This is a genomic window from Pontixanthobacter aquaemixtae, assembly GCF_009827395.1.
Classification (GTDB): domain Bacteria; phylum Pseudomonadota; class Alphaproteobacteria; order Sphingomonadales; family Sphingomonadaceae; genus Pontixanthobacter; species Pontixanthobacter aquaemixtae.
In genome coordinates, this window is record NZ_WTYX01000001.1 from 234,957 (window position 1) to 258,732 (window position 23,776).

22 protein-coding genes, 1 tRNA gene and 1 other RNA gene are annotated in these 23,776 nt (G+C 57.9%); 15 read left to right on the forward strand and 9 right to left on the reverse strand.

All coding sequences use genetic code 11. From position 1 onward, the window contains the following. Positions 1-8 precede the first annotated feature (8 nt). From GRI41_RS01120 to bfr, 5 genes are all read left to right on the forward strand, one after another. Entirely contained in the window at positions 9-725 is a 717-nt protein-coding gene (locus tag GRI41_RS01120; protein WP_160602814.1) for a ParA family protein, read from the forward strand. Positions 726-749: 24 nt separating this feature from the next. Continuing rightward, complete coding sequence (locus GRI41_RS01125; RefSeq protein WP_160602815.1) at positions 750-1,388, forward strand: hypothetical protein; 639 nt, start codon at positions 750-752, stop codon at positions 1,386-1,388. A 21-nt stretch (positions 1,389-1,409) separates the two neighbouring features. Next, positions 1,410-2,810, forward strand: a complete 1,401-nt coding sequence (locus tag GRI41_RS01130) for an SPOR domain-containing protein (RefSeq protein WP_160602816.1) — start codon at positions 1,410-1,412, stop codon at positions 2,808-2,810. A 168-nt stretch (positions 2,811-2,978) separates the two neighbouring features. Beyond that, positions 2,979-3,170, forward strand: coding sequence for a (2Fe-2S)-binding protein (locus GRI41_RS01135; RefSeq protein WP_160602817.1), 192 nt, complete (start codon positions 2,979-2,981; stop codon positions 3,168-3,170). A gap of 136 nt (positions 3,171-3,306) precedes the next feature. Continuing rightward, a complete protein-coding gene (bfr, locus tag GRI41_RS01140; RefSeq protein ID WP_160602818.1) occupies positions 3,307-3,795 on the forward strand; it encodes a bacterioferritin in 489 nt (162 codons plus the stop codon). Here bfr and GRI41_RS01145 read toward each other — a convergent pair whose 3' ends face one another. Both GRI41_RS01145 and der read right to left on the reverse strand, forming a co-directional pair. Then, positions 3,796-5,814 carry an acyltransferase family protein gene (locus GRI41_RS01145; RefSeq protein ID WP_160602819.1) on the reverse strand — a complete coding sequence of 673 codons (2,019 nt, stop codon included), beginning with the start codon at positions 5,812-5,814 and terminating at the stop codon, positions 3,796-3,798. 18 nt (positions 5,815-5,832) lie between these two features. Continuing rightward, a complete protein-coding gene (der, locus tag GRI41_RS01150; RefSeq protein ID WP_160602820.1) occupies positions 5,833-7,329 on the reverse strand; it encodes a ribosome biogenesis GTPase Der in 1,497 nt (498 codons plus the stop codon). A gap of 150 nt (positions 7,330-7,479) precedes the next feature. On the opposite strand from der, the gene GRI41_RS01155 reads away from it, so the two are divergent. Beyond that, a complete protein-coding gene (locus GRI41_RS01155) occupies positions 7,480-8,238 on the forward strand; it encodes a CHAP domain-containing protein (protein ID WP_328600493.1) in 759 nt (252 codons plus the stop codon). Positions 8,239-8,507: 269 nt separating this feature from the next. On the opposite strand, the gene GRI41_RS01160 is transcribed toward GRI41_RS01155, so the two are convergent. Further along, on the reverse strand, positions 8,508-8,822 hold the full coding sequence (locus GRI41_RS01160) for a DUF3297 family protein (RefSeq protein WP_160602821.1): 315 nt from the start codon (positions 8,820-8,822) through the stop codon (positions 8,508-8,510). A gap of 193 nt (positions 8,823-9,015) precedes the next feature. On the opposite strand from GRI41_RS01160, the gene GRI41_RS01165 reads away from it, so the two are divergent. Continuing rightward, positions 9,016-9,100 (forward strand) — tRNA-Leu (locus GRI41_RS01165). Positions 9,101-9,158: 58 nt separating this feature from the next. Next, the gene (gene tig, locus GRI41_RS01170) at positions 9,159-10,730 is read left to right on the forward strand and encodes a trigger factor (RefSeq protein ID WP_160602822.1); all 1,572 of its coding nucleotides are present in this window, start codon (positions 9,159-9,161) and stop codon (positions 10,728-10,730) included. Positions 10,731-10,789: 59 nt separating this feature from the next. Here tig and GRI41_RS01175 read toward each other — a convergent pair whose 3' ends face one another. Further along, positions 10,790-12,316: an amidase gene (locus tag GRI41_RS01175; RefSeq protein ID WP_160602823.1), complete on the reverse strand. Its 1,527-nt coding sequence runs from the start codon at positions 12,314-12,316 to the stop codon at positions 10,790-10,792. 42 nt (positions 12,317-12,358) lie between these two features. Further along, entirely contained in the window at positions 12,359-14,485 is a 2,127-nt protein-coding gene (locus GRI41_RS01180) for a TonB-dependent receptor plug domain-containing protein (RefSeq protein ID WP_235901018.1), read from the reverse strand. 274 nt (positions 14,486-14,759) lie between these two features. Here GRI41_RS01180 and GRI41_RS01185 point away from each other — a divergent pair, with 274 nt between their 5' ends. The 3 genes from GRI41_RS01185 to GRI41_RS01195 all read left to right on the forward strand — a co-directional run bounded on the left by GRI41_RS01185 (position 14,760) and on the right by GRI41_RS01195 (position 17,319). Further along, positions 14,760-15,467, forward strand: coding sequence for an ATP-dependent Clp protease proteolytic subunit (locus tag GRI41_RS01185; RefSeq protein WP_160602824.1), 708 nt, complete (start codon positions 14,760-14,762; stop codon positions 15,465-15,467). A 224-nt stretch (positions 15,468-15,691) separates the two neighbouring features. Continuing rightward, positions 15,692-16,960, forward strand: coding sequence for an ATP-dependent Clp protease ATP-binding subunit ClpX (gene clpX / locus GRI41_RS01190; protein ID WP_160602825.1), 1,269 nt, complete (start codon positions 15,692-15,694; stop codon positions 16,958-16,960). Beyond that, on the forward strand, positions 16,960-17,319 hold the full coding sequence (locus GRI41_RS01195) for a hypothetical protein (RefSeq protein ID WP_160602826.1): 360 nt from the start codon (positions 16,960-16,962) through the stop codon (positions 17,317-17,319). Before clpX ends, GRI41_RS01195 begins: the two co-directional genes overlap by 1 nt. 68 nt (positions 17,320-17,387) lie before the next feature. Here GRI41_RS01195 and GRI41_RS01200 read toward each other — a convergent pair whose 3' ends face one another. The 4 genes from GRI41_RS01200 to GRI41_RS01215 form a co-directional block, all read right to left on the reverse strand. Then, positions 17,388-18,329, reverse strand: a complete 942-nt coding sequence (locus GRI41_RS01200; RefSeq protein ID WP_160602827.1) for a cation diffusion facilitator family transporter — start codon at positions 18,327-18,329, stop codon at positions 17,388-17,390. 208 nt (positions 18,330-18,537) lie between these two features. Beyond that, positions 18,538-19,206, reverse strand: coding sequence for a monofunctional biosynthetic peptidoglycan transglycosylase (gene mtgA, locus GRI41_RS01205; RefSeq protein ID WP_160602828.1), 669 nt, complete (start codon positions 19,204-19,206; stop codon positions 18,538-18,540). A 141-nt stretch (positions 19,207-19,347) separates the two neighbouring features. Further along, positions 19,348-20,250, reverse strand: coding sequence for an RNA polymerase sigma factor RpoH (rpoH, locus tag GRI41_RS01210; RefSeq protein WP_160602829.1), 903 nt, complete (start codon positions 20,248-20,250; stop codon positions 19,348-19,350). Positions 20,251-20,360: 110 nt separating this feature from the next. Further along, the gene (locus tag GRI41_RS01215) at positions 20,361-21,314 is read right to left on the reverse strand and encodes an RluA family pseudouridine synthase (protein ID WP_328600494.1); all 954 of its coding nucleotides are present in this window, start codon (positions 21,312-21,314) and stop codon (positions 20,361-20,363) included. Positions 21,315-21,442: 128 nt separating this feature from the next. On the opposite strand from GRI41_RS01215, the gene GRI41_RS01220 reads away from it, so the two are divergent. From GRI41_RS01220 to rnpB, 4 genes are all read left to right on the forward strand, one after another. Beyond that, positions 21,443-21,832, forward strand: coding sequence for a Mov34/MPN/PAD-1 family protein (locus GRI41_RS01220; RefSeq protein ID WP_202388627.1), 390 nt, complete (start codon positions 21,443-21,445; stop codon positions 21,830-21,832). Positions 21,833-21,982: 150 nt separating this feature from the next. Beyond that, positions 21,983-22,642: a histidine phosphotransferase family protein gene (locus GRI41_RS01225; RefSeq protein WP_160602832.1), complete on the forward strand. Its 660-nt coding sequence runs from the start codon at positions 21,983-21,985 to the stop codon at positions 22,640-22,642. Beyond that, positions 22,643-23,347 carry an N-acetylmuramoyl-L-alanine amidase gene (locus GRI41_RS01230; protein ID WP_160602833.1) on the forward strand — a complete coding sequence of 235 codons (705 nt, stop codon included), beginning with the start codon at positions 22,643-22,645 and terminating at the stop codon, positions 23,345-23,347. 7 nt (positions 23,348-23,354) lie between these two features. Then, positions 23,355-23,764: RNase P RNA component class A (gene rnpB, locus GRI41_RS01235), an RNA gene on the forward strand. Positions 23,765-23,776: the final 12 nt, after the last annotated feature.

Below are 23,776 nucleotides of genomic sequence, written 5' to 3' on the forward strand. Positions count from 1 at the left end.
ACCAGACCTTGCGAGTACTGGCATTAGCATCGCAAAAGGGTGGATCGGGTAAAACCACGCTTTCCGGACATCTGGCTGTTCAGGCGCAGCGCGCAGGGGCCGGCCCGGTTGTTTTGATCGACATCGATCCGCAAGGTTCGCTCGCCGATTGGTGGAACGAACGCGAGGCGGAATATCCTGCATTCGCGCAAACCACCGTTGCGCGTTTGGCCAACGACCTTCAGGTTCTGCGTCAGCAGGGCTTCAAACTGGCTGTTATCGATACGCCGCCGGCCATTACCCTGGCCATTCAATCGGTGATTGGTGTGGCCGAACTGATCGTTGTTCCAACACGCCCGAGCCCGCACGATCTGCGCGCCGTTGGTGCCACCGTTGATCTGTGCGAACGCGCCGGCAAACCGCTGGTCTTCGTGGTCAACGCCGCAACGCCAAAGGCCAAAATCACCTCAGAGGCCGCCGTCGCGCTATCGCAGCACGGCACGGTTGCCCCGATCACTCTCCACCACCGCACTGACTTTGCAGCCAGCATGATTGATGGCCGCACGGTTATGGAAGTGGATCCGGAAAGCCGCAGCGCAGCCGAAGTTACCGCGCTGTGGAACTATATGGCCGATCGTCTTGAGAAGAATTTCCGCCGCACAGTGTTCGCGGCACCAGGTTCGGTGTCTCAAGTGGCACCAGCGCACCGTCCATCCGGAGGCTTCGGCCGCCGGGTAGCTCAGTAATCGGGAGAGGACGGGACAAGCGCAATGGACGAAACAAATTTTGCCTCTCTCAGCCCGACGCTGCTGGCGCGTAAAGGCGGCGCAAAGCCTGCCATGCGTCCGCAGATCACACCGCTGAATGTGGGCAGCGCAGCCGAAAGTCTGGAAGATCTCGGCTGGAACGACATGGGTGAAGAAGACGCGGCGGCCAGGCACGATGCAGAAGTCGCCCATCTGACACCGGCCCCGGCAAATCCGGACACCGCAGCAGAGGCGCAGGCGCTCGATCAGCAATCGCAGGCAGCTCTGGCAGATGCTCCGGTCAAAACGCCCGAAGTTCACCGCCAACAGCAGGCGCTTTCGGAAAAACTCACCAGCACGAATGACACGGCCCAGCCCAGGTCAGCATCGTTGCTCGCTGACAAGAAACCTGCCGCGCAGCCGCCGCTCCCAACATCCAGCGCGCCTGCACGGAAACGCCGGTCGGCACTTGATCGCGGCAAACGCGCGGCATTCACGCTCCGGCTCGACGCCGAGCGCCATTTCAAGCTTCGCCTCGCCTGCACTTTGCGCAGCCGCAGCGCGCAGCAATTGGTGACAGATGCACTCGACGAACTGTTGGGCGAAATGCCCGATGTAGATTCACTCGCCGCCCAATTGCGCGGCCAAGGCGAAACCGCCTGATTTTGTAAGGGGAAACGGACGATGTCTACGATAGCCAAGAGAAACCGGGCCATCACGCTTGCCGTGACGACCGCACTGGCCACCACCGCGCTTGCAGGTTGCGCAACACAAGCGGCACCGCGCGCTGATTTTTCTGCTGACAAAGCCCAGGTTGCATTGGCCAATGGACAAACCAACAAAGCGGTCACGCTTGCTGAGGAATCGGTTTTGGCCGAACCGCGCAATGCAGGATACCGGGCGATGCTCGGCGCTACCTATATGGAAGCGGGCCGCTTCCAATCGGCGGCAACCAGTTTCAAAGATGCAATGTCGCTGGGTGACAGTAGCGCGCGCACTGCATTGAGCTATGCGCTGGCAGAGATCGCCGCGGGCAATAATGCCGCTGCGGTTGCCGTTTTGAATGATCGTCGCGATTCGATTGATCCGGCCGATCTGGGCCTGGCTCTGGCGCTTGCGGGCGATCCGCAACAGGGCATCCACGTTTTGGGTAACGCGCTTCGCAATGGTCAAGCCACACCGAAGGTTCGCCAGAATCTGGCTTACTCATATGCACTGGCGGACAATTGGCGCGCAGCGCGGCTGATGGCTGCAGAAGACGTGCCTGCCGACAAAGTCAGCGACCGTATCGCAGAATGGGCGCAAACAGCGCGTCCTGAGCATTTCCAAGCGCGCGTTGCAAAGCTTTTGAACGTGCCGCTTGTGGGTGACGCGGGCCAGCCGGCGATGCTGGCCTTGTCCAACCACTCGACTGCGGAACAACTTGCCGCAGAAGCTACGGCGGATGCACCAGCACAATTTGCGCAAGCGCCCGCTCCGGTTGCCTCACCGAATTATGCTCTCCCGCCAATGGGTGGTGGTGAACTCCCGCCAGCAAATGCCGCTGCTCCGGTTGCACCGGTACAGCCTGTAGAAGCTGTTGCGGCCTATTCTCCGCCGCCAGTGGCGCAGCCGCAGCGGTTTGAAGACGCTTTTGTTCCAGCAACAATGGCCGAAAATCCTAGCCCGCAACGCGTTGCGCAAACTGCGGTCCGTTTCGTGTCTGAACCGGTTATCCAGCGTATGCCTGCCCGCGCGGCAGCTGCGCCAAAGGCTGAAGTCGCCGGAACTCCTGACGCAACAGTCGCGGCAAATGGCGATCATCTGGTCCAGCTTGGTTCGTTCTCGAGCGAAGCCAGTGCCAAACGTGCTTGGGATATCTATACCAAACGCTATCCCGAACTGGGCCAATATAGCCGGGTAATCACCAAAGCGCGTGTGCGCGGAAAAACCTATTTCCGTGTCTCTGCTGGTGGTTTCCGCAGCGCGAGTGCCAAGAGCATGTGCTCTACGGTCAAATCGCGCGGTCAGGGCTGCATCACATGGGCGGCCAATGCGCCTCTTCCCGGTGCGGTTGATCGCGGTGTCCGGATGGCCAGCCGCTGATTCGGGCGGATGGTTTCCACCGTTTCGAAAAAAACTGAATAACAGCGAAGCGCCCTTCCGGTTTCGGGAGGGCGTTTTTCGTTACCAAAACCTTGCAAATGATTCTCAAAAGCGCTTGCTATTGCGACTAATTCGCATTACCTCCTGTGTATCGAGGAGATTGCCCGCGTGTATATCTGCATTTGCAACGCCATCAGGGAAAGCGATTTGCGCCGCGCTGCGTGCACGTCCGATGGCGATGTAGAAGCTATTTATGCCTGCATGGACAAGCGCCCCGATTGCGGACAGTGCCTCGAAGATGCGCAGGCGATTGTCGAAGAAGAGCGCGAAATGGCGCTGATGCCGGCCTTCGCCGAGTAGTTTTTCCTACTAACGCAAATCACTCGCAAGTGGCGGAATTCCGCCATTTTTTCGTGTTTCCCCCTTGCTAAACGGACCCGTGCAAGCGCATAGGATGCGGCAATTCCCAATCTGGATTGCAAGCAGGAGACATGCCGTGAAGGGCGACGAAAAAGTCATCGAATTCTTGAACAAGGCGCTGACCAACGAGTTGACCGCGATCAACCAGTATTGGCTCCACTACCGGGTGCTCGATGATTGGGGCCTTTCCAAACTGGCCGAATATGAGCGGCACGAATCAATCGATGAAATGAAGCATGCGGACCAGCTGGCTGAACGCGTCCTGTTCCTCAACGGGCTTCCCAATTTCCAGGCAATCCACAAGCTGAAAGTCGGTGAAACGGTTGAGGAGATTCTCAAGGCCGATCTCGCGATGGAAGAAGAAGCGATTCCTCTGCTGCGCGATGCCATCGAATATTGCGAAAGCGTGCGCGACTATGTCAGCCGCGATCTATTCGCCAGCATCCTCGACAGCGAGGAAGAGCATGTCGACTTCCTCGAAACCCAATTCGATATGATCGAACGCATGGGGCTTGAAAACTACGTCCAATTGCAAAGCCAGGCTGCTGGTGAGGGCGAGGGCTAATCAGTCCTCAATTTTGGAGCTAGCGGCGATCAGGTCCCGCGAGCCAAGATCTGCGGTCAAGATTCTTCGCATTGTTTCCGTGGCGATTTCGCGATTGAGCTGTTTGGTAGCGTGGTCGTCATCGAAGTAAAGTGGACTGCCGTTTCGCTCATTGAGACATCTGCGTGTTTCCTTGTCGCAAATTAGTGGCGCTGTGCGGACGACGTTGATTCGCGGGTTGCTTGCCAGCCTGTCAAACATGGCGATATTTTCCGCATTGGAAGACAAATATCGGTCGTAGCTGGTGGAGAGGCCATCCTTTGGCCGGCTGCCAAGTTGCGTCCGACGAATCATCATCTTCGGCACATGCCAACCCGTTTCTGGAATTTGATCGACGACAATGAGCGGCGCCGATCTAGAGAGCATCGTCAATTCCGTCTCAACATTCTCGTAGATCGACGCATATTCTTGGGCGTCAAATTCGGTCTTTCTAATCTCGCCGGGCTCGATTCCTCCTTCACCATTGTCATACCTCTCACCGGTCAGATGCAACCGCCAGCGGGTGATGAAAACTGCCGGAGCAGGATGTTCAGACAACAATTTCGGGATTAGCCTCACAAGGTTTTCGCAAAACGGACGGTCCAATCTACGGGTACCTGGGATAGGGAAACATCCAGGCGATGTGATCGACACGAGCTTGAAACCATTTGCGCGAGCTGTGATGTAGAATTCGCGTTGAAACTCCCGCGCGTGCGAATCTCCAAAAAGATAGAGCGTTTTCCCCTCGACATAGCAATCGGTCGCATCAACGAGCGCTTGCGCCTGGTCATCCGACTCCAGATCACATGGCCCGCTTTCGGCATCGGACCTGTTTGCCGCAATCGTGCTCAGTTGGTCAGGTGAAAACCGTGTGGGATATCCCTCTTTATGATTCATCCAGAGCGCTACGCCCGCAAGTGTCAGTAAGCAGACAAAGCAACCGAGAATGAAAGGCCGCGTGCGAATTTTCTCTCGATCGCGCGTTGGCTGTTCTACAAATCTGTAACTGCCCAGCGCCAAGGCGAATGTTGCGGCAATCAGGCTGGCGGTTTGGACCGGGCTCAGTTCGACGACAGTCAGGGTTCTGGCAAATGCAAACAGTGGCTGGTGCCACAGATACGCGCTGTAGGAGAGCAATCCGATCCACACCATCGGCCGTGCCGTAAAAATTTTGGCAATCAGGTCTTGCTCACTGGCAAAAACCAGGAGGCACATCGTACCCAGAATGGTCGGGAGAGTATAAAAGCCCGGCAGCGCCATCGATTCGTCAATCAAAGCAAATGACAGCAAGATTGCTGTCAGGCCAATGGCTGTCCCGCCCTCGCGCACGGCTCTGGACCATTGCGGATCATGCTTCGTCATCATCCACGCGATGAGCGATCCGGCAACCAACTCCCAAGCGCGCATGGGCAGCAAATAAAATGTTGCGGCGGGGCTGGCCAGATTCAGCCATTCAGCAAGTACTAAACTGGACGCAAAGATCAGAAGCAGACTGGCCAGCAGGAACTTGCGGAACCAACGCCACATAACGATCATAAAAATTGGAAACAGCAGGTAAAATTGCTCTTCGATACCAAGGCTCCAAAGGTGGATCAGCGGTTCGAAATCAGCTCTTTCTGAAAAGTAATTGGCGCTCATCCACAATCGGATGTTTGATACGAAGACTGTCGCCGCAGCGAGATCAAGGCCAAACAATTCCAGTTGTCTCGGGAACAGCAGAAGCCAAGCCGGGACTATGGTTGCGGTTAGCACCAGAATTAGCGCGGGCAATATTCGTCGCGCCCGGCGGTTCCAGAAATCTAGAAGGGAGAAGCGATCGTTTTCTAGGTCCTTGATAATCAGGGACGTAATTAGGAAGCCGCTGATGACGAAGAAGACATCGACCCCGAGGAAACCGCCCGGAATGATTGCGAAGCCTGCATGAAACAATATGACGGAAACTACCGCGATGGCACGTATGCCATCTATCTCAGCCCGATATTTGAGCGCGGTGCTACTCATAAACCTAGCTCTGACAAATCACCGATTGGTCCGCTCTTGTTTACTCGCCTGCTGGCGGACGTGATACGGGTTCTTCGCGCTTTTCAGATTGACCCGCACCGGCACCGCTTCAAACCCCAGATTCTTGCGGATGCCGTTGACCAGATAGCGTTCGTAGCTGGTCGGCAGAGAATCCAGCCGCGTGCCGAAAATCACAAAACGCGGCGGGCGGGTGCCGACTTGCGTGATATAGCGCAGCTTGATCCGTTTGCCCCCGGGGGCTGGCGGCGGATTTTGGTCCAGCGCATCGTCGAACCAGCGATTGAGCGCAGAGGTGGGCACGCGTTTCGACCAGCTGCTGCGGATCTCGAAAGCGGCTGAGAGCATGGTGTCGAGCCCTTTGCCGGTTTTCGCCGAGACCGCGAATAGCGGGAGACCGCGAACTTGCGCCAGCCCGTCATTGAGCGCAGCGCGGATACCGTTGAACAGGCTGGAGGCGTCCTCGGTTCCTTCCTGCCCCGCAACGTCCCATTTGTTGATCGCGACCATCAACGCGCGACCTTCTTCGAGAACCTGCGAGGCGATTTTGAGGTCCTGATGCTCCAGCCCCTGCGTGGCGTCGAGCAGCAGTACCACGACTTCCGCAAAATCGATCGCCAGCTTGGCGTCCTGCACCGCCAGCCGCTCCAGCTTTTCGGTAACTTTCGCGCGTTTGCGCATACCGGCGGTGTCGATCAGGCGGATATCGCGCTCTTCACCGCTTTGCGGATCGAGCCATTTCCAATCGACCGCAATGGAATCGCGCGTGATCCCTGCTTCGGGGCCGGTCAGCAGCCGGTCTTCGCCCAGCAGCCGGTTGATCAGCGTGCTCTTGCCCGCATTGGGCCGCCCGACAATCGCAAGCTTGAGCGGGCCGGTATCGGGTTCATCCTCTTCGAAAAACTCTTCACCCGCAGCTTCGGCCGCGGCGCGCGCTTCTTCCACCGCCACTTTGCGCTCATATTCGGCTTGCGCTTTTTCCGCAGCAATCCGCGCCTCGCTGTCGCCGATAATTGGCCACAATGCGCCGAACAGATCGGCAATGCCTTCGCCATGTTCGGCCGACACAGCGATCGGGTCGCCAAATCCCAGCGCATAGCTTTCGTAAATGCCCGCTTCGGCGGCTTTGCCTTCGGCCTTGTTGCACACCATCACCACAGGAACTTTCTGGTTGCGCAGCCACAAGGCGATTTCTTCATCCAGCGTGGTAACGCCGGCGCGCGCATCGATTACCATCATCGCAGCATCCGCGCCGGTCAGGCTGACTTCGGTCTGTTTGCGCATCCGGCCCGGCAACGTATCGGGATCATCATCTTCCCAACCCGCGGTATCGACCACTTCAAATTTCAGTCCGGCGATTTCTGCTTCGCCGCTTCGGCGGTCGCGCGTGACCCCGGGCTGATCGTCCACGAGCGCCAGTTTCTTGCCAACCAGACGGTTGAAAAGCGTGCTTTTGCCGACATTGGGACGGCCGATAATGACAACTTGGGGTAGCATGATGCGGGGCAGTTGGGCCTTTATTGGACGAATGGCAAGCTGTGACCGTTTCACCAGCGTGTAACGTACCGAGGGCGGGAAGGTATGGTTAGTGTCAGTTAACCTAAGAAACGAAGACGTTCTCAACCCTAACAGCGCATTAGTGACGGCATGTTACGTCGCTATACAAAATTTATAATCGTCGCAGTCATGGCCGGATCGGTCCCTGCATTGGCTGATAGCGTTCAGGCGCAGAGCCGGACCAGCCAATCGCGCGAGCTTGCGCCATACCTTCAATGCGTCCCCTATGCACGCCAGCAATCGGGGATCGCGATCTATGGCGATGCGCACACGTGGTGGGAACAGGCCAAGGGTCGTTTCGACCGTGGGCGCAAACCGCGCGTTGGCGCTGTGATGGCGTTCCAGCCGCATCGGAATATGCAGCTCGGCCATGTGGCTGCGGTCAGCAAGATTATAGATAGCCGCACGGTTTTGCTGCGCCATGCCAACTGGTCGCCGATCAATGGGCGCCGCGGCCAGATCGAAAATGATGTTCGCGCGATCGATGTGTCACCCAACAACGATTGGAGCAGCGTGCGCGTGTGGTATGATCCGATCAAGAAATTGGGCAAGACCGCGTGGCCGATCCACGGATTTATCTATTCCGACAAGTCGCCGAATTTCCAAACGCCGCAATTCGACCGGCCCGTTCGCATAGCCAAGGCACCGGCCGCACGCGTAGAGCCCAAACAGCCCCCCGTTTCGCGTGCTCCATCGCGCCGGTTTACCAGCGCCTTTGCCGATCTGGGGACGACTACGCCTCGCCGGACAGTCCGCCACAACGTTGCTGCGCGTCCCGCACCCGCTCCCCGCCGCAGCCGCCCGGCAGCGCGCGATCAAGTGTCCCGCGCGGTATCACTCTACGACTGAGGGGGCTATTTGATTTAGGCCCTCAGTCGCCGGGCGCGACGCGTCCGCGTCGCTTGGCTATCGTCGCTTTCGCTCCCTGACGGTCGCTTCGCTGCGGGCGGCCGGTCGGCCTTGCGGTCAGCTAGTCGCTGACCGGATCAGCGCAATACTGACATGGCTTGGAATGGTCCGACCCGACCCAGACGGGTCGCAAGCGCAACCGCGCGTCGCCCGGTAGGGCGGAAGCCTAAGGGAGCGGATGCGACCGCCGGCGCTTGAGGCTAAATAAATTACGCCTTGGCGATAGGCGGTTCGTCACCCAGATCTTCGTACCAGGCTTCGACAGGGCCCTTCAGCTTGATGGTGAGCGGCTGTCCCTTGCGGTCCAGCGTTTTGCCTGCCTGCACGCGGACCCATCCTTCGGAAATGCAATATTCCTCGATATTGGTCCGTTCGGTGCCTTTGAAGCGGATTCCGATCCCGCGTTGCAGTTTCTCGCCATCGAAATGTTCGTGGCGCGGGTTTACCGAAATGCGGTCTGGTGGCACGTCGGGGCCTGCCTTGGTGTCGGCCTCGGGTGCTTGCTCTGTATTTTTGTCGCTCATGATCGCCCCCTAATCTGCCGCGCGCGGGCAGGCAAGACGGCATGTTACGGTGCGCGGTTTGGCGCGGTATTTGGTTGGGCCCAATGGCATTAGAATCGCGCCAAACGCATCGCGCGCTTGCCCTTTTGCCTCGGGCCTTTTATGGGCGCACCCTTGCTCGCGAGTTAGACACTTGTGCGGCTTCGTTCAGGTTGCGGGCGTGGCGGAATTGGTAGACGCGCTGGTTTTAGGTACCAGTATCTTACGATGTGGGGGTTCGAGTCCCTTCGCCCGCACCAGGACGCTGCTCTTGTCACTTGCAAAAACGTGATTTTATAAAGGTTTAAGTAGCGCATCATGCAAATCAAAGAGACCACAAATGAAGGCCTCAAGCGCGCCTATACGGTGACCCTTCCTGCTGCCGATATCGCAGCCCGAGTGGATACAGAGATCAAGAAGATCGCCCCACAGGTTAAAATGCCCGGCTTCCGCCCCGGAAAAGTTCCGGCGAATCTGGTCAAGAAAATGCATGGCGAACAGCTGCATGCGCAATCGCTCAACGACATGATTCGCGAATCTGTCGACGGGTTGATGAAAGAAAAAGAACTGCGACCGGCTATGCAGCCGGCGATCGAGCTGGAAGACGGCTACGAAGAAGGCAAGGACGCATCGATCACTGTCGATCTGGAAGTTCTGCCCGTGATCGAGACTCCCAATATCGAAAAGCTTAAGCTGGAACGCCTGACGGTTCCAGTCAGCGACGATGCGGTAGACGAAGCAGTCAAGAATATTGCCGACCAGCAAAAGACCTACAAAGATGCGCCCAAGTCGAAGAAGGCGGGTGACGGCGACCAGCTGATTATCGATTTCGTTGGCAGCATCGACGGTGTCGAATTCGAAGGCGGCAAAGCCGAAGGGGCGCCGCTGGTAATCGGTTCGGGCCAGTTCATTCCCGGTTTTGAAGAGCAGCTGAAAGGCGCCAAAACGGGTGACGAGAAGACCATCACGGTGACTTTCCCCGAGAACTATCAGGCCGAACACCTGGCGGGCAAGGACGCGCAATTCGCGATCACTGTCCAGCAGGTCAAAGTCGAAGGCGAAAGCAAGGTCGACGATGATTTTGCCGCCTCGCTGGGTCTTGAAAGCCTCGACAAGCTGAAAGAACTGCTGCGCGGCCAGCTGGAGCAGGAAACCAATGGCCTCACCCGTACGCAAATGAAGCGCCAGCTTCTCGACCAGCTTGCTGCGGGCCACGATTTTGATGTTCCCGGAAAGATGGTCGATGCCGAATTTGACCAGATCTGGGCGCAGCTTCAGCAGGAAGCGGCCAAGGACGAAGATCCCGATGGCGCGCTGAAAGAAATCGAAGCCGAGAAGGACGATTACCGCAACATCGCCGAACGCCGCGTGCGTTTGGGCCTGTTGCTCAGCGAAATCGGCCAGAACAACGGTGTCGAAGTCAGCCAGCAGGAAATGAGCATGCTCATCCAGCAGGCAGCGCAGCAATATCGCGATGAAGATCGCCAGCGCTTCGTGGAATATATCAATTCCGAACCAATGGCCGCCGCACAGCTGCGCGCGCCGCTATACGAAGACAAGGTTGTCGACTTCCTGTTCGGGAAAGCCGACGTGACCGATCGCGAAGTGACCCGCGAAGAGCTTGAAGCCGCTATCGAAGCGGATGAGGCGGCGGAGGAAGCTGCGGCCAAGAAGGGCGCGAAGAAGAAAGCGCCGGCCAAGAAGAAAGCGGCTCCTAAAAAGGCCGCTGCGAAGAAGGCCCCGGCAAAGAAGGAAACAGCCAAGAAAGCTCCGGCCAAGAAAGCCGCTGCGAAGAAAACTCCGGCAAAGAAAGCAGAACCTAAAAAGGCGCCCGCCAAAAAGCCGGCAGCAAAGAAGGCTGCACCCAAGAAAGCTGCCAAGAAGAAGTAAGCGCCTGAGCTTACGATCAAAGGGGGCCGCGCGGATATTCCGACGCGGCCCTTTTTGTATCAGTCGCCGCGTACGAGATCCCACCGCTCGAATGAGGGCGTGGGCAATTTGGCGCTGCGCGCCGTTTCATATGCCGCGCCGGCTTTCAACACCTCGTGATCGTTCCATTTCGCGCCGAAGAAGCTGATCCCGACGGGCAGGCTTTCGACCGCCCCCATCGGCACGGTCAGATGCGGATAGCCCGCAATCGCTGCCGGGCTGCCAAAGCCGATGCTGCCGTTAAAGCTGTCTCCGTTGACCAGATCGCTGACCCATGCCGGACCGCGCGTGGGCGCAATCAGGAACCGGACATCGTTGTCCGCCAACAGCTTGTCGAGTGTTTCCGCGCCCGCAATCCGCACCGCGTTTTCGCGCGCTGTCTCATAGACCTCGCGATCGGTGGTTTGTTCGGCCTGCTCAAACAGGCTTTGACCGAACCAGCGCATTTCACCGGCGGCGTTCTGTTTGTTGAAAGCGATCAGGTCGGCCAGGCTGTGCGGCACGTTTGCATCGCCCTCCTTCGCGGGCAGGCTTTGCAGATATTTGCCCATTCCCTCGCGCAATTCAAACATCAGCACGGTGAAACTGTCGCGGTACATTTCCGGATCGGGTTCAATCTCGATATCGACCAGAATCGCGCCCGCGCGCTGCATATCGGCCAATGCTGTCTCGAACACCGCGGCAACATCTTCGCGATTGCCGATCTGGTTGCGCATGACACCAATGCGGATGCCTTGCAGATAATTCGCGGCCTGAACCGGCATCAGCCCCTGCGTGTAATCTTCCTGCCGGGAAACACCCAAGGTCGCTTTGTCCGCCGCGTCTTCACCTGCCATCGCGGTGAGCAGCAGAGCCGCGTCATAGACGGTCCGGGTCATCGGCCCTGCGGTATCCTGGGTACTGGAAATCGGTACAATATGGGTCCGGCTGACCAGCCCCACGCTGGGCTTGAAGCCGACCACGCCATTGATACTGGCGGGGCAGGTGATCGAACCGTTGGTTTCGGTTCCGATCGCGGCCCAGGCAAATCCGGCGGCAATCGCCGCGCCGCTGCCCGAAGATGATCCGCAGGCATTGCGGTCGGTGGCATGCGGGTTTTTGGTCAGTTCGCCAATCGCGCTCCACCCGCTGGTCGAATTCCGGTCGCGGATATTGGCCCATTCGCTGAGATTGGTCTTGCCCAGAATAACGCCGCCCGCAGCGCGGATATTCTCGATCAGCGGCGCATCGCGGCCCGTGTTGTTGTCTTTCAAAGCGAGACTACCCGCAGTGGTTGGAAATTCGCTGGTTTCGATATTGTCTTTCACCAGAACAGTGCGACCGCCAAGGCGGGTTGTCCCGCGCATTTCAGCGGCGATTTCCGGCGCTTCGGGATTATAGACAATAACCGCGTTCAGTTCCGGCCCCGCATCATCGAGCGCTTCGATCCGCTCTAAATAATGCCGCGCTTCCTCAGGAGTATTGCGGATCGAATCCGCCGAAGCGGAAGGGGCACCCAAGGCCGTAGCGAGCAGAAATGCCGTCGCGGTCAATTGTCTGATAGTCATGCGCGCACTGTGCCACGCGCCCGGCAAAGCGCAAGCGCGGGGTCAGAAACTTCCGCTTACGCTGAAGCGGAAGATTGGCCCGATCCGGCGGTTCATTCGTTCGACAAACAGGATCGGAGCATTGGGGCGCGATCCGTCAAACACCGTGCGTTCGAACTTGTTTCGCGCGCCGGGCACATTGGCGTAAGTCGCGTTGACGGTCAGGCCGAACACATCCTTGTGCTCGACAAACAGCCGCGCAAAGGTTGGCCCTTCATAATCGCGCCCGACTTCGAATCTGCGGGAAAACGGCGCCTTGTCTTCGGTGAACAAGCCGCCACCCCAGGCCCAATCGCTGCCGGGAATATCGTGCCGGAAGTCGATATCAAGCAGATCATTCAGATCGTTCGAAAAGGGGCGGTCCAGCCCGGTAAACGGATCGATCACGCTCATCCAGCGTTTGATCGCGCGCACTTCAAGGCGGGCACCATCGAAACCCACGGGTTCGCCGTTGAGCGTTGTGTTGAGCTCCAGCTGGGTGCGTTCTGCATTGCCGATATTGCCGCGCGCTTCACCGCCCGATGCCAGCGGGAAGAAATCCACGAAATCTTCGAAGCGGGCATGGCGGAATTGCAGCTTGGCAGATCCCCAATCGCCCAGACCCTTGTTAATCTCGACATCGAAATTCCAGCTTTGGTCGGGCTGCAGCGTGTTGTTGCCGTCATTCTGGTTGTTGTCGTTCAAGGACACGCTGGCAAGGAAATCGCCAAAGGACAATTGCCCCACGCGGCGGCGGATCTCGAATGAGATATCGAAATCGTCCTCTGGCTTCCACGTAATCGAGGCCGCGCCTTTGGGGCGCTGGAAACTGCGCGAATTGGCGGCGACGCCGGTTTGTTCGATCTTTGAATATTCCCCGCCCAGCGACAGCTGGAAAGACAGCGTGTCGGAAAGCTGGCTCGAATAGCTGGCAATGGCTTCGAAGCGGTCTTCGGTTACCCCGCCGGTCCCTTCGGGAAAGGCGAGCTCGATGAACTGTTCATTGGCGTCCAGTTCAAACAGGCGCGATGCCCGATCCAGCCGGTTGAACGCGGCTTCGCCCGAAACCTGCCAATCCCCGCCAAACATGGGCCAATTATATTCCAGCCGGCCTATCCGCTCGCCGGCTTCGTTGACTTGCAAAAAGCGGAAGCCGGTTGATTGCGTGTTGTCGTCAAAGCGATCGATCAGGATGCTTTCGCCATTATCGCGTTCAAACCGTTCGAGCCCGATTAGTTTCAGCTTCCCCGGGCCCAGCGGAAACTCGATATCGCCGCCGATCTCATATTCGGGGCCGGTTTCTTCGAATGTGGATTCGCGCGTTCGCAATGGCCCGCCCGGCGGCAAACCGGTTTCAGGCTGGTTGCGCATGAAGAAGTCCGAACCATAGCTGAGATTAAGATTGGCGGTTGTCTCTCCGCCAAAATCATAGGTGAAATTGGTCGCCAGTTTGGGATTGTCGAATTTGCCCGAGAATTTGCTGTATTGTTCCTCGATCAGCGAACCGTCCGCGGCTGTGATCAGGGTAGGGCCGTCAGCGCCGAAGCGGTTGTTCTCGTTCGATAGAGAGATCGTATAGCCAAGCGCGCCCGAAGTGCCCGTCAACGAAATCTCGCCGCCAAACAGCTGCGCTTCGGTGTTGTGCGCGCGAAAGCCTGTGCGCCAGCGAAACTGGCCGGACGTGCCGCTGCTGTTGCGGACGATATTGGCGACTTGTCCGGTCAGGCCGGGAATATCGAGCGATGTCCCGTCGAGTATCTCGATCCGGACAACATCGGCTGCGGGAATGCGCTGCAACTGGTCGCGGATGCTTTCCGACTTGCTCGAAAAGCGCTCTCCATTGACGATCACATTCTGGTTGGCTTCACCCAGTCCGCGCTGGCCGCGATTGCCATCGTCGATGGTAAATCCGGGTATGCGCGCAACCATGTCGAGCGCGTTGCGCGGGGCGAATTGTTCGAAAAAATCGGGATTATAGACCTGGCCGCGCATTTCAGTGCTGCTTGTTTGGATAGCGCCCGATTGATCGGCAGTTGGCCCGGTCGTTTCTTCGCCCGCTTCTTCCTGCGCTGCAACCGGCGCAGCAATGCAAAACGCCGAACCTGCCATCAAATAGCTGAAAAAACGCGAAAATACTGGATTTTCAACCATAGTTGGTCCCTCCCATAAGCACCAGTTTCGCAATTGCGCGCTGACGGAAACAGTTTGCTTCGACCGGGAGTCGTTCCTGCACGATAAACAACATTAATGTCAGACAACGAAAGATAATCCGTTTACTTTTGTAGACGAGCCGATCTTTCCAGCGATCCGGGCGGGTGCGCGCCATTCACTCCACAGGAGAATGCGCGCCAATGATTAACGCCCTTGAACATCGCGCCTGCAGTCGCGACATAGGCTTTCAAAACTAAATCAGGTTAGGAAGATCATGATCGACGTCTCACAACAGCTCGGCGACACTTATGGCTCTCAAGGCCAATTTACCCGTGATCCGGTAACCGGCGCGATGGTGCCGGTGGTGGTCGAACAAACCACGCGCGGCGAACGCAGCTTCGATATTTTCAGCCGCCTGCTGCGCGAACGGATCGTTTTCGTGACCGGTCAGGTTGAAGACGGGATGGCATCGATCATCACCGCGCAATTGCTGTTCCTTGAAAGCGAAAACCCTTCCAAGCCGATTTCGATGTATATCAATTCGCCCGGCGGGGTGGTGACTGCGGGCATGGCGATCCACGACACCATGCAATATATCAAGCCGCGCGTTTCAACCGTTTGCATCGGTCAGGCAGCGTCGATGGGCAGCTTCCTGCTCGCAGCCGGTGAACCGGGCATGCGCGTTGCATTGCCCAACAGCCGGATCATGATTCACCAGCCATCGGGCGGTGCACGCGGCATGGCGTCCGATATCGAGATTCAGGCGCGCGAGATCCTGCGGATCAAGAAGAGCATGAACGCGCTTTACGTCAAATATACCGGCAAGAAATTGTCCGAGATCGAAAAGGCGATGGATCGCGATACGTTCCTCGAGGCCGAAGAAGCGATGAAATTCGGTCTGGTCGACAAGGTATTTGAAACGCGCCCCGAAACCGACGAATCCGGCGATGACGCCGATGGATCGGGCGGCGCGCCGAAGTAATCCACGCTTGCTTGGCCCTTGGATGGGCCATAGTTTGCCCACAATATGCCCGGTAAATGTACCCCTTCGGGACGTTAACTGTAGCATTTCAGCAACCTTGTCGCTTCAGCAGGCTGTAACTGGCACCTGCTAGCAATGGCTGGTTGATTATCAATAATCCGGCCTTAGAGTCGGTCAAAACCACGTGCGAACGGTGATTGTGCGCGGATTTTGGAAGACGGGATATGACGAAATTGAGCGGAACCGACTCTAAATCTACTTTGTATTGCAGCTTCTGCGGCAAGTCCCAGCACGAAGTGCGCAAGCTGATTGCTGGCCCGACCGTGTTCATTTGCGATGAATGCGTGGAGCTGTGCAACGATATCATCCGCGAAGAAGCAAAAGCCGGAATCGCCGGCAAGGGCGAAGGCGATGTCCCGACCCCGATGGATATTTTTTCGACGCTCAATGACTATGTGATCGGTCAGGACCGCGCCAAGCGCGTTCTCTCTGTTGCCGTGCACAACCACTATAAGCGTTTGAAGCATGGCGGCAAAGCGGGCGAGGTTGAACTGGCCAAGTCCAACATCCTGCTGGTTGGTCCGACCGGTTGCGGTAAGACGTTGCTCGCGCAGACTTTGGCGCGGACTTTCGATGTGCCTTTCACAATGGCCGATGCAACGACGCTGACCGAAGCGGGCTATGTCGGTGAAGATGTCGAGAATATCATTCTGAAGCTGCTGCAAGCGTCCGATTACAATGTCGACAAGGCGCAGCACGGCATCGTCTATATTGACGAGATCGACAAGATCACACGCAAGGCGGAAAACCCCTCGATCACGCGCGACGTATCGGGTGAGGGCGTGCAGCAGGCGCTGCTCAAGCTGATGGAAGGTACCACTGCCTCGGTTCCGCCGCAGGGCGGCCGCAAGCATCCGCAGCAGGAATTCCTGCAAGTCGATACGACCAATATCCTGTTCATCTGCGGCGGTGCGTTTGCGGGGCTTGAGAAAGTCATCGCCGACCGTCTGCAAAAGCGCAGCATCGGCTTTGGCGCGCATGTCGCCGATCCTGACAAACGCCGCATCGGCGAACTGCTGGAGAAATGCGAGCCGGAAGATCTGCTGAAATTTGGCCTGATCCCCGAATTTGTCGGTCGTCTGCCGGTTATCGCCACTCTGCGCGATCTGGATATCGATGCGCTGGTGGAAATCCTCAGCGAGCCGAAAAACGCGCTGGCGAAACAATATATGAAACTGTTCGAGCTGGAAGATGTCGCTTTGACATTCCAGCAAGACGCGCTGGAAACCATCGCGCAAAAAGCGATCGAACGCAAAACCGGCGCACGCGGATTGCGGTCAATCGTCGAAGGCATTCTGCTCGATACGATGTTCGATCTGCCCGATATGGAAGGCGTGACCGAAATCGTGATCGACAAGGACGTGGTCGAAGGGAACAAGGATCCGATCCGCGTTGTCGGCGGCGAAAATGCGAAGAAGGACGAAGCTGCCTAATGGCGGTTGGGGTGGGGCCCAGCACGGCATCACTCGCCGTTGCAGTGGCCTCTATCCTGTTGCTGCTGCTGTCAGGCTGGTGGACCAACTCCACTTATGCCCGGTTTGACAAGCTGCCTGCCCATTATGACTGGAAAGGCCGTGCAACCCGCATGGAACGCCGCGCAGTGATGGCGTGGCTATTACCGGTGATGTTTAGCATTATTCTTGTCACGATGATTGTGCTTCTGATCGCGCTTTCGCCAGACATGGTGAACGGCGATCCTTCGGTGGGCCTGTATCTTGTTTCGGCGACACTTCTGGCTAGCCAGGCATCGGTCCTGTGGATGCTGTCCCGCTGGGCGAAGTCTCGGATTTAGCGGCCTGCTCTGGCCAAGATATGGTCCCAAGGCGCCAATTTGGCGTTCTCTCGTTAACTCCGTATTGATTAGGCCCCGCAGCCCTTCCCATGCAGTGCGCATTCGCGGCTCAGTTCGATCTGGACCGTCGCGTGGTGGATGCGGTGATGATGCTCCAGCTCATGCGCGATTTCATTGAGAAACGCATCGCCGGGATGGCCGGCGGGCATAACCAGATGCGCGGTCAGCGCGGTTTCGGTGGTACTCATTGGCCAGATGTGGAGCTCGTGAACCTCTTCGACACCGCCAAGGCTGGAAAGGTAGCTGCGCACTTCGGCCTCTGAAACGCCCTCAGGAACGCCGAGCATGCCCATCTTCACACTGTCTTTCAGCAGGCCCCAAGTGCCCCAGGCGATCACGGCAACGATGACCAGGCTGGTGACCGGGTCGATCCAGCTCGCGCCGGTCCACAGGATCGCGAGGCCGGCCAGCACAACGCCCGCCGAAACCAGCGCATCGGCGGCCATATGCAGATAGGCGCCGCGGATATTGAGGTCGTCCTTCCTGCCTTTCATGAACAGCATCGCCGTGCCGGCATTGATCAATATGCCGATGCTGGCAACGATAACCACTGTCATCCCTTCTACCGGGGCGGGTTCGGCGATGCGGTGGATCGTCTCGTACAGGATCGCGCCAATCGCGATCAGCAGCAATCCCGCATTGGCGATGGCGGCGAGGATGGTCGAGCTTTTGAATCCATAGGTGAAGCGATCCGTCGGCGCGCGCTTGGCGGCGATGCTGGCTCCCCATGCGAGGAGCAGGGCGAGCACATCGGATAGATTGTGGCCCGCATCCGCCACCAGCGCCATCGAGCCGGAGAGAAACCCATAGGTTGCCTCGACAATGACGAATGCGGTGTTGAGGACGATGCCAATGGCAAAAGCGCGGCCAAAGTCGGCGGGCGCGTGCGAATGCGCGTGTCCATGCCCGTGCCCATGGTCGTGGCCATCATGTGAATGCGCGTGCCCCAAACTCTACCCCACTGCAAACCCGTTATCCGGCGACGATTCGCCGCTGTGTGAACAAGGCGTCAAACCATTGGCAAATAAGAAAAGCAAATAAATTCAATATGATATAGAATAACACGACAATGTAATGGTACAACATAACGTTATGCCCGGGCGATGCAAGCATTTGTGATTGCGCAGGATTTCACGAAGGGGACCGTTTAAGATCGGCTCAGTGGTATACGCAGGCGTCGAGCCCGTCGCGGCTCACCACGCCGATCCGCGCTGCAATTGTATTGCCATAGCGGCGCATGAAGCCGGTCGGGTTGGTGACCGAACGCTTCTTGGGCAAAGGCAGCGCGGCGGCCATGCGTGCGGCCTCGCTCGGGCTCAATTGCGCGGCGGAATGGTTGAAATATCGCTGCGCCCCCGATTCAGCGCCATATGTGCCGATGCCGGTCTCCGCGACATTGAGATAGACTTCCATGATCCGCCGCTTGCCCCAGATATTTTCGATCAGGAAAGTAAACCACGCCTCGAAACCTTTGCGGACATATCCGCCACCTTGCCACAGAAACACGTTCTTGGCGGTCTGCTGGCTGATGGTGGAGCCGCCACGGATACGCCCGCCTTTCGCATTACGCTCGATCGCTTTCTCGATCGCCTCGCGGTCAAACCCGTCATGGCTGCAGAATTTGCCGTCCTCCGCAGCAATCACCGCGCGCACCAGATTGCGATCAATGTTCGAAAGCGGCTCCCAGTCCTTGGTAATCCCGTTTTCGTCCATCAGCATCGTCGCGGTAACGGGCGGCGGAACGAATTTAAGCAGCAACACCAAAACCAGGCTGAGGCCGACAAACCACAGCACGATCTTGGCGAGGATTTTGAGGATGCGGGTCATATGCCTTCCTTAATTCCTCCCCGTCGCGAAGCAATAGGGAGGGATGGCAAATCACTCCCAGCGACCGCCGCCGGCAAACGGCAAAGAAAAACCCCGCCGGTATTGCTACCGGCGGGGCCTCGGTGATTGTTATGCGAGCGTCTACACCGGGTTCGGCATAAACCGTTCGCCGGCAATCGCTTTCATTGCTTTTTGCAGCTTTTCAAACGCGCGCACCTCGATTTGGCGGATGCGTTCGCGGCTGACGTCGTAAACCTGCGACAGCTCTTCGAGCGTTTGCGGGTTTTCGGTCAGGCGGCGTTCGGTCAGAATGTGCTTCTCGCGGTCATTCAGACTTTCCATCGCCTCGCCCAGCATTTCGTGCCGCACTTCAGCCTCTTCGGCGTCAGCCACGGTTTCATCCTGCAGCGGCCCGTCATCGACCAGCCAATCCTGCCACTGGCCGCTTTCGCCTTCGTCACCGCGCATCTTGGTGTTGAGCGAGCCATCGCCACCCATCATCATCCGGCGGTTCATATTGATGACTTCCTGCTCGGCCACGCCCAGCGTGGTCGCGATTTCGGTCACATCATCGGGATGCAGGTCGCTGTCTTCGTAAGCTTCCAGCTCTTTCTTCATCCGGCGAAGGTTGAAGAACAGCTTTTTCTGCGCCGCAGTGGTGCCCATTTTGACCAGGCTCCAGCTGCGCAGGATAAATTCCTGCATGCTCGCCTTGATCCACCACATTGCATAGGTGGCGAGGCGGAAGCCGCGCTCCGGCTCGAATTTCTTGACGCCCTGCATCAACCCGACATTGCCCTCTGAAATGAGGTCAGAAACGGGGAGCCCGTAGCCGCGATAACCCATCGCGATTTTCGCGACGAGACGCAGGTGACTGGTCACCAATTGTGCAGCTGCTTCGGGGTCTTCATGCTCCGCATAACGCTTGGCGAGCATATATTCCTGCTCGGCGGTCAATACGGGGAATTTCTTGATTTCCGCGAGATAGCGGTTGAGGCTCTGCTCGCCGCCCAGCGCGGGGACTTTGGTCGTTACGTTACTCATTTCCCTAACCTTTCTTCGCCAACCTCATGCTCGTGGACCCCTGATGGGCATCCGCGATTTCGGGTCGCTTGGTTACATATAGACGCACATTTCGCGTTTTGCAGTGTTATTCATCGATCAGAACGAGCGGTTTGGTCGATTAGTTCCCGCATATCGGCCGGAATTTCGGCCTCAAGCGTGACTTTTTCGCCCGTCAGGGGATGGTCAAAACCCAAAGATGCCGCGTGCAGCGCCTGCCGGGTAAAGCCCAATTCCTTCAAAACCGCTCTCAATTTGGCTGGTGTACGTCCATATATCGGATCCCCTAATAGCGTATGGCCGATTGACCCAAGGTGAACCCGTATCTGGTGCGTCCGCCCGGTTTCCAGACGGCACTCTATCAGACTGCAATGATTAAGTTTTTCTAATATTTTGTAATGCGTAATGGCATGTTTCCCGCGCGCCGATGTATCGGGCAGAACCGCCATCTTTTTGCGGTTACTATCCGATCTTCCGATGCGGGTTCTGATCGTTCCGCTGGCGGGATTGGGGTGGCCGCCACAAATGGCGAGATAACGGCGTCTGATCGAATGGTCAGCAAATTGCGCTGCCAGCCCTTCATGCGCGGCAGTAGATTTTGCTACAACCAGCAAACCAGAAGTATCCTTATCGATCCGGTGAACGATGCCCGGGCGTGCAACACCGCCGATTCCGGATAATTGGCCTTTGCAATGGTGGAGCAGCGCATTGACCAGCGTGCCGTCAGGATTTCCGGCGGCAGGGTGCACGACCATACCGGCGAGCTTGTTGACGACAATCAGATGCTCGTCCTCGAACGCGATATCGATCGGGATATCCTGCGGCTGCGCCTCTGCTTCGGCGGCGGGCGGAACCGTGATCGAAAAAGCGCTGCCAGCTTTTGCCTTGGCGGAGGGATTGGTCGCGGGTGTGCTGTCGACGGTGACCGCGCCATCGGCCATGAGCGCCTTAACCCGCTCGCGCGAAAGGGCCGATGCCTCGGCCAACGCCTTATCCAGGCGGCCGGAAAGGGCGAGGGTGCCGGTTAGGGTTTGCGATTCTGCCACACTAGCTCCGTACCCTGTCTCGTCATTCCCGCGAAAGCGGGAATCCAGCTTAATGAGATATTCGCTTGCAGAATAGCTGGATTCCCGCATTGACCTGAACGGTCTGCTACGCAACCGCGGGAATGACGATGAAGATTAAGGCAGATCTTGTTGAAACATTGGGAATTGAGGCTTCTAACGCCCAACCAAACGAATGCTGCGGTATCCTGTTTGGCGAAAACGAGACCATCACGCACATCCAACCCACACAAAACGTCCACCCAGCACCCGCAACGCATTTCGAAATCGAACCCGCCGCTCTGATCGCGGCCCATAAGGCTGAGCGGGAAGGCGGGCCAAAGATTGTCGGCTATTACCACTCGCACCCCAAGGGTCCGCCCGAACCGTCCAGGACCGATCAGGCATCGGCCGCTGGCGACGGGAAAATCTGGGCGATCATTGGCCGTGGCGAGATCCGGTTCTGGCTCGACCAGCCGGACGGTTTCAAACCGCTTTCCTACTCGGTCACCGATCCGTAAAGATGCGCGCATGGAACCCCGCACCCACAGCCCAATTTTGCGTTTCGATGCCGCCCAACGCGTGTTAGAGTGCGCCCCAAGATTTTTTCCTTTAGACAGTGGTCCATGTGGTCCATGTCTCCCAATCTGTTCAGGAATTGCTGAAACCCGATGAACGACACCCCTTCACCCGATCTCGCCGCTTTGCTGTGTTCGCGGCTGTGCCATGATTTGCTCAGCCCGGTTGGCGCGATGAGCAACGGGCTGGAACTGCTTGCTGACGAAAACGATCCGGCGATGCGGCAGCAATGTATGGAATTGCTTGTGCAAAGCGCCAAGACAAGCACGGACAAGCTCAAATTCTTCCGCCTCGCCTTCGGCGCCGCGGGCGGCTTTGGCGAAATGGTGGAAGTGGCCGAACCCAAGGCAGTGATCGATGCGCTGATCGGCGATGCCAAACGGGTTGAAGCCAATTGGTCGATGGATGCGGTGAAACTGCCCAAGGATGCGGTGAAAGTTCTGCTCAATCTCGCGCACATCGCGCTCGATGCGCTGGTGCGCGGCGGGACGCTGGACATCGGCGCAGAGATGACCGGCGGAAATACCGAGATTGTCGTGCGCGCGGCGGGGGACAAGATCGCCTTTGACGAGACTATCGGGCAGGCACTGCAAGGCGAATTGCCGGAGACCGAATTGAGCAGCCGCACGGCACCCGCCTATATGATCGCGCAGCTGGCGGCGAAGGCGGGCGGCGGTCTGCAATATCAGCTTGGTGACAAGGCGTTGGTGCTGGGCGCGGTATTGCCGCAACCAGACGGGCTGATCGGATAAATGGCAGACGAGCTCGTCCATCACACCCGGCTTTCGCCCAATTGCAACGAGCGAAAATTGCCGGTCTCGATGGTCGTGCTGCATTATACCGAAATGAAGCCGGTCGAGACCGCTCTCGACCGGTTGTGCGATCCCGAAGCGCAGGTCAGCGCGCATTATCTGATCAGCGAAGAGGGCGAGGTGACACTGCTGGTACCTGAGGAAAAGCGCGCGTGGCATGCGGGCGCCTCCTATTGGCGCGGAACAAAGGATGTGAACTCGGCCAGCATCGGGATCGAGCTCGATCATCCGGGGCACGGGCTGGGCTATCGCCCGTTCGAGGACGCGCAGATCGAAGCGCTGATCCCGCTGCTTCACCGGATCGTGCAGACCTACGACATTCCCAGGGCCAATGTGATCGCGCATTCGGATGTCGCCCCGGCGCGCAAAACCGATCCCGGGGAACTGTTTCCGTGGGACAGGCTTGCCGATTATGGCCTTGCAACGCCGGTCCCGAAGATCGAACTGGGCGATCCATTTGACAATGACGGGGCGTTCTATCTCGCGCTTGAACGCTATGGATATGACATCACCGACGGCCACAAGGCTGTCGAAGCGTTCCAGCGCCGTTGGCGTCCGCGCAAGATTGATGGTGAGATCGACGGAGAAATCCGCGCGATCCTGTTCCAGTTGTTGCTTGATCGCGACAGGGGAGCCGCTAGGTAAGCATCCGCCAGGGGGCCGGGCAGCTGCGTTATCTTCGGATACCGAGGAAAGTCCGGGCTCCACGAAACAAGGGTGGCGGGTAACGCCCGCCGGGCTTCAAACTCCGCGTGGGGGCGAGGTCAAGGGACAGTGCCACAGAGAGCAAACCGCCCCGCTTGCGGGGTAAGGGTGAAAGGGTGCGGTAAGAGCGCACCGCGTGACCGGCAACGGAAACGGCATGGCAAACCCCACCCGGAGCAAGGCCAAATAGGGGCGGCGCGCTGCTAGTCAGCAGGTCTGTTTCGGACCGTGATCGCCCGGGTTGGCTGCTTGAGCCGCATGGCAACATGCGGCCTAGAGGAATGGCTGCCTCTGCGTGACGGGTCCGTCAGGAAACCACGCGCAGGACAGAACCCGGCTTACAGGCCTCCTGGCGTTTTCCCTTCGGTT

Excerpts from the sequence above, each read along its gene's own strand:
- GRI41_RS01175 (WP_160602823.1), bottom strand. The coding sequence starts at position 12,316 with ATGACTATCAGACAATTGACCGCGACGGCATTTCTGCTCGCTACGGCC.
- GRI41_RS01160 (WP_160602821.1), bottom strand. The coding sequence starts at position 8,822 with ATGAGCGACAAAAATACAGAGCAAGCACCCGAGGCCGACACCAAGGCA.
- tig (WP_160602822.1), top strand. The coding sequence starts at position 9,159 with ATGCAAATCAAAGAGACCACAAATGAAGGCCTCAAGCGCGCCTATACG.
- GRI41_RS01155 (WP_328600493.1), top strand. The coding sequence starts at position 7,480 with ATGTTACGTCGCTATACAAAATTTATAATCGTCGCAGTCATGGCCGGA.
- rpoH (WP_160602829.1), bottom strand. The coding sequence starts at position 20,250 with ATGAGTAACGTAACGACCAAAGTCCCCGCGCTGGGCGGCGAGCAGAGC.
- GRI41_RS01125 (WP_160602815.1), top strand. The coding sequence starts at position 750 with ATGGACGAAACAAATTTTGCCTCTCTCAGCCCGACGCTGCTGGCGCGT.
- clpX (WP_160602825.1), top strand. The coding sequence starts at position 15,692 with ATGACGAAATTGAGCGGAACCGACTCTAAATCTACTTTGTATTGCAGC.
- GRI41_RS01225 (WP_160602832.1), top strand. The coding sequence starts at position 21,983 with ATGAACGACACCCCTTCACCCGATCTCGCCGCTTTGCTGTGTTCGCGG.
- GRI41_RS01130 (WP_160602816.1), top strand. The coding sequence starts at position 1,410 with ATGTCTACGATAGCCAAGAGAAACCGGGCCATCACGCTTGCCGTGACG.
- GRI41_RS01230 (WP_160602833.1), top strand. The coding sequence starts at position 22,643 with ATGGCAGACGAGCTCGTCCATCACACCCGGCTTTCGCCCAATTGCAAC.
- GRI41_RS01145 (WP_160602819.1), bottom strand. The coding sequence starts at position 5,814 with ATGAGTAGCACCGCGCTCAAATATCGGGCTGAGATAGATGGCATACGT.
- mtgA (WP_160602828.1), bottom strand. The coding sequence starts at position 19,206 with ATGACCCGCATCCTCAAAATCCTCGCCAAGATCGTGCTGTGGTTTGTC.
- GRI41_RS01195 (WP_160602826.1), top strand. The coding sequence starts at position 16,960 with ATGGCGGTTGGGGTGGGGCCCAGCACGGCATCACTCGCCGTTGCAGTG.
- GRI41_RS01220 (WP_202388627.1), top strand. The coding sequence starts at position 21,443 with ATGAAGATTAAGGCAGATCTTGTTGAAACATTGGGAATTGAGGCTTCT.
- der (WP_160602820.1), bottom strand. The coding sequence starts at position 7,329 with ATGCTACCCCAAGTTGTCATTATCGGCCGTCCCAATGTCGGCAAAAGC.
- GRI41_RS01185 (WP_160602824.1), top strand. The coding sequence starts at position 14,760 with ATGATCGACGTCTCACAACAGCTCGGCGACACTTATGGCTCTCAAGGC.
- GRI41_RS01180 (WP_235901018.1), bottom strand. The coding sequence starts at position 14,485 with ATGGTTGAAAATCCAGTATTTTCGCGTTTTTTCAGCTATTTGATGGCA.